Source organism: Stenotrophomonas sp. PS02301 (assembly GCF_029959485.1).
Taxonomy (GTDB): domain Bacteria; phylum Pseudomonadota; class Gammaproteobacteria; order Xanthomonadales; family Xanthomonadaceae; genus Stenotrophomonas; species Stenotrophomonas maltophilia_Z.
This window is the reverse complement of the sequence record NZ_JASCOO010000168.1, coordinates 1-4,424: the sequence shown is the minus strand read 5'-3', so window position 1 is coordinate 4,424 and position 4,424 is coordinate 1. Positions and strand designations below refer to the sequence as shown.

Annotated in this window: 4 protein-coding genes; 2 read left to right on the top strand and 2 right to left on the bottom strand. The window is 68.2% G+C overall.

All coding sequences use genetic code 11. The features are described 5' to 3' along the window. Positions 1–90 precede the first annotated feature (90 nt). Both QMX81_RS20510 and QMX81_RS20505 read right to left on the bottom strand, forming a co-directional pair. Positions 91–2,124 carry a M3 family metallopeptidase gene (locus tag QMX81_RS20510; protein ID WP_282264280.1) on the bottom strand — a complete coding sequence of 678 codons (2,034 nt, stop codon included), beginning with the start codon at positions 2,122–2,124 and terminating at the stop codon, positions 91–93. A gap of 118 nt (positions 2,125–2,242) precedes the next feature. Further along, entirely contained in the window at positions 2,243–3,355 is a 1,113-nt protein-coding gene (locus tag QMX81_RS20505; RefSeq protein WP_088433788.1) for a PLP-dependent cysteine synthase family protein, read from the bottom strand. 127 nt (positions 3,356–3,482) lie between these two features. Between QMX81_RS20505 and QMX81_RS20500 the strand changes: the two genes are divergently transcribed. Together QMX81_RS20500 and QMX81_RS20495 are read left to right on the top strand one after the other, a co-directional pair. Further along, the gene (locus tag QMX81_RS20500; RefSeq protein WP_193222784.1) at positions 3,483–3,842 is read left to right on the top strand and encodes a CopL family metal-binding regulatory protein; all 360 of its coding nucleotides are present in this window, start codon (positions 3,483–3,485) and stop codon (positions 3,840–3,842) included. A 247-nt stretch (positions 3,843–4,089) separates the two neighbouring features. Continuing rightward, positions 4,090–4,389 carry a hypothetical protein gene (locus QMX81_RS20495; protein ID WP_183073707.1) on the top strand — a complete coding sequence of 100 codons (300 nt, stop codon included), beginning with the start codon at positions 4,090–4,092 and terminating at the stop codon, positions 4,387–4,389. Positions 4,390–4,424: the final 35 nt, after the last annotated feature.

Sequence of the window (4,424 nt, the reverse complement as noted above, 5' to 3'; positions counted from 1 at the left end):
GCCGCTGGCCGGCTCCTCACGTTGCATGACACCCCGCCCCTGGCGGCAGGATGCAGAGCCGGCCAGCGGCCGGCACTACCGTCACCAGGATCACACCATCCCGTTGTGCCGCAGCAGCGCGTCCACGGTCGGCGCGCGCCCACGGAACGCAGCGAAGTTTTCTGCCGCACTCCGGCTGCCGCCCCGTGAGAGCACTTCATCGCGGAACCGCTGACCGGTCTCGGTCACCTTGTCCGGCGCTTCCTCGAAGGCGGCATAGGCATCGGCGCTGAGCACTTCGGCCCACTTGTAACTGTAGTAGCCCGCCGCATAGCCACCGGCAAAAATGTGGCTGAACTGATTGGGGAAGCGATTCCAGGCCGGCGGTCGGTTGACCGCCACCTCATCGCGCACGCGCTCCAGCAGGACCTGCACGCTGTCCTGGGTCGGGTCGAAATCGCTGTGCAGCTGCATGTCGAACAGGGCGAATTCCAGCTGGCGCACGGTGAACATGCCGCTCTGGAAATTGCGTGCGGCCAGCATGCGGTCAAACAACGCACGCGGCAGCGGCTCGCCGGTAGCTACGTGTGCGGTCATCGCCTGCACGCGCTCCCATTCCCAGCAGAAGTTCTCCATGAACTGGCTCGGCAGTTCCACCGCGTCCCACTCCACGCCGTTGATGCCGGCCACGCCGAGCTCGCCGATGCGGGTCAGCAACTGATGCAGCCCATGCCCCATTTCATGGAACAGCGTGGTCACATCGCTGTGGCTGAAGGTCGCCGGTTGCCCCGCGGCCCCCTTGCCGAAGTTGCAGACCAGGTACACCAGCGGTGTCTGCACACCGGCAGCGGTCTCACGGCGGTTGCGGCAATCGTCCATCCACGCGCCACCGCGCTTGCCTTCGCGCGCGTACAGGTCGAGATAGAACTGACCCACCAGCGCGCCCTGCGCATCGACCACCCGGAAGAAGCGCACATCCGGATGCCACACCGGCGCGCTGTCCGGCTGCACCTCCAGCCCGTAGAGGCTGCGGATCACGCTGAACAGGCCGCCCAACACCTTCGGCTCGGTGAAGTACTGCTTCACGTCCTGCTCGGAATAGCTGTAGCGCGCCAGCTTCAGCTTCTCCGCCGCGAAGGCCAGGTCCCACGCTTCCAGCGCGGCCAGGGCCAGCTCGTCGCGCGCGAAGGCCTCCAGCTCGGCACGGTCGCGCTGTGCGTACGGCTTGGCGCGCGCGGCGAGATCGCGCAGGAAGCCCAGCACCTGCGGCGCATCCTCGGCCATCTTGGTGGCGATCGAATATTCGGCGTAGTTGGCGAAGCCCAGCAGCGCAGCCAGCTCCGCACGCAACGCCAGCACGCGATCGATGTTGCCGCTGTTGTCCAGCGCGGCATCGCCGAACTCGGAGGCGCGGACCGCGTTGGCGCGATACAGCGCCTCGCGCAGCGGCCGATGTTCGGCGTAGGTCTGCACCGGGATGTAGCACGGCATCTGCAGGGTCAGCTTCCAGCCGGTCAGGCCATCCTTCTCTGCGGCAGCGCGGGCAGCGGCGATCACATCGTCCGGCAGGCCAGCCAGTTCGGCACGGTCTTCCACGTGCAACGACCAGGCATCGGTCGCATCAAGCACATTCTGCGAGAACGTCGCCGACAGCGCGGACAGTTCCTCGCGGATCGCGCTGTAGCGCGCCTTGCCGGCGTCATCGAGTTCAGCACCCCCCAGGCGGAAATCGCGCAGGGCATTCTCCAGCACCTTGCGGCGTGCCGGATCGTACTGCGCCGCTTCCGGCGCGGCGGCCAGGGCCCGGTACTGCTGGTAGAGCGCCAGGTTCTGGCCCAGTGCGCTGCCGAAGCGCGTCACCTTGGGCAGATTGGCGTTGTAGGCCTCGCGCAGCGCCGGGGTGTTCACGACGGCCTGCAGGTGGCCCACCTGCCCCCACGCACGCCACAGGCGCTCGGTAGCGTCGTCCAGCGGCTCGGCGAAGCTTGCCCAGGTCACCGGGGAGACGGTCTCGGCGGTTTTCACCGCGGCCTCGGCGTCGGCCAGCAGGGCATCGATCGCCGGGGCGATGTGCTCGGGCTGGATCGCATCGAAACGCGGCAGGCCGGAAAAATCGAGCAGGGGGTTGGTGGGGGTCACAGGCATCTCCAGACAACAGGGCCGCTGCAGCGGCATCACCCCACGATATGGCATTGCCCCCCGCCCCGCACAAGGCCCCGGCGTACGCCGATGGGCCAGGTTCACGCCAGAGCCGGTGCCGCGCTCAGTACAGCGTTTCCAGCGAGACGCAGGGCAGCACCGGCAGCCCCTGCCCGGCCACTGCGGCCGCGAGCACCGTATCGGCGCCATCCACGTCGATGCCCTGCGTCGGATACCACGCGGGGTTGTAATAGCTGTGTGCGTAACGATCGCCGCTGTCGCACAGGATGGTCACGATCGAGCCGCTGCGGCCTGCCTGACGCATCAGCTGCGCGGCCTGAAGCACGCCGATGAAATTGGTCCCGGTCGAGCCGCCGACACGACGGCCCAGCTGGCGGGTGACGTGGCGCATCGCGGCCAGGCTCAGCGCATCGGGCACCTTGACCATCGCATCGACACTGGTCGGAATGAAGCTCGATTCCACCCGCGGCCGGCCGATGCCTTCCACCCGCGAGCCCCCATTGCAGGTCAGCTCGCGCCAGGGCTGGCCGGCCAGCGCGGCGCAGTAGCCGTCGTAGAACACGGAGATTTCCGGGTCCGCACACAGGATGCGGGTGTCATGCCGGCGGTAGCTCACATAGCGGCCCAGCGTGGCCGCCGTGCCGCCGGTACCGGGGCTGCACACGATCCACTCGGGCACCGGATGCGGCTCCTCGGCCATCTGCTTGAAGATCGATTCGGCGATGTTGTTGTTGGCGCGCCAGTCAGTGGCACGCTCGGCGTAGGTGAACTGGTCCATGAAGTGGCCACCGGTTTCGCGGGCCAGCGTTTCCGAATCGCAGTTCAGGTCGCAGGCGCGCTCCACCAGATGGCAACGGCCGCCGTGGAATTCGATCGCCGCGATCTTCTCCGGCGAGGTGGTGGCCGGCATCACCGCGATGAAGGGCAGCCCCAGCAGGCGCGCGAAGTATGCCTCGGACACCGCCGTGGAACCGCTGGACGCCTCGATCACCGGGCGCCCCTCGCGCAGCCAGCCATTGGCCAGCGCATACAGGAACAACGAGCGCGCCAGGCGATGCTTCAGGCTGCCGGTGGGGTGGCTGGACTCGTCCTTGAAATACAGGTCGATGCCCTCGAACCCGGGCAGGTCCATCGGAATCAGGTGGGTATCGGCCGAACGGTTGAAATCGGCGTCGATCTTGCGGATGGCCGCGGCTACCCATTCACGCTGGGACATGGATGAACACTTGAAGGAAGGCTGAGCAGATTCTACTGCGTCCGTCCCGGCGGTACCGGAATGGCCGGGTTTGCCGGGCGGCGATGCTATGGTGAGCGCCGGTCCCGAACCTGCCTCCGCCCTGCGCTTGCCTCGCTCCCTGACGCTCCTGCTGCTGTGCCTGACGCTGATCGCCAGTGCGGTCGGTTCGGCGTGGGCCGCCACGGCCATGGCGATGCCCACCGCGGTGGCCAGCAGCAGCGCTGCCGAGCGCAGCTGCCATGACACGGCCCCGGGGCTGCACGCCGACGAAGACGTCGGGCAGCCCGGCCCTGCCGCCGGGTGTGTGGACGATGATCACTGCGACTGCCCACAACAGGGCACAGTGCTGCTGCCCGCCGCGCTGCCGTTGCTGATGGGCCTGCCGCGATCCACGGCGCCCCTGCCCGCCATTGCCGGCCGGAGCAGCCTCGCACCCGACCGGCGGATCCGCCCTCCCATCGCCTGATCCGCCGCTGACGGCCGGCCACCTCACGGGCGACCGATGCCGACGCTGCCTGCCTCGTCTGCCGCCCGCCGCACAGCGCGAGGGTGGCGACCGCATGCACCTCGCCATGGCGAAACCGTCAGCAGCGCGCCACTGCAGTCATCGCATCGCCTCCCCACCCCGACCGCGATGTCTGCGACGTGGCCCGGCCCTCCGTCTGCAGCCCCGTCTCCGTCCACCTTTTCAATCATCTTCTCGAAGGATTCCCATGCGCCTGTTCACCCTGCTGCCCGTAGTCGCCCTGCTTGCCGCCGCGCCGACCGCACTGGCCCAGTCGGCCCACGCCGGACACGATCACCACGCCGGCCACGCCAAGCCCCCCGCTGCGACACCGACCAGCAAGCACGCGGCCGCGTTCAAGCAGCTCGACCGTGACAACGACGGCTTCATCCGCCGCAGCGACCTGCCTGCCGAGCATCCCTTGCTGCCGCACCTGGACATGAGCGATCGCAACCGCGATGGCAAGCTCGATGCGAAGGAATTCGACACCGGCATGAACATGCTTTGACCCCGGCGACCGCGCACGGCAACGCTGCCGTGCGC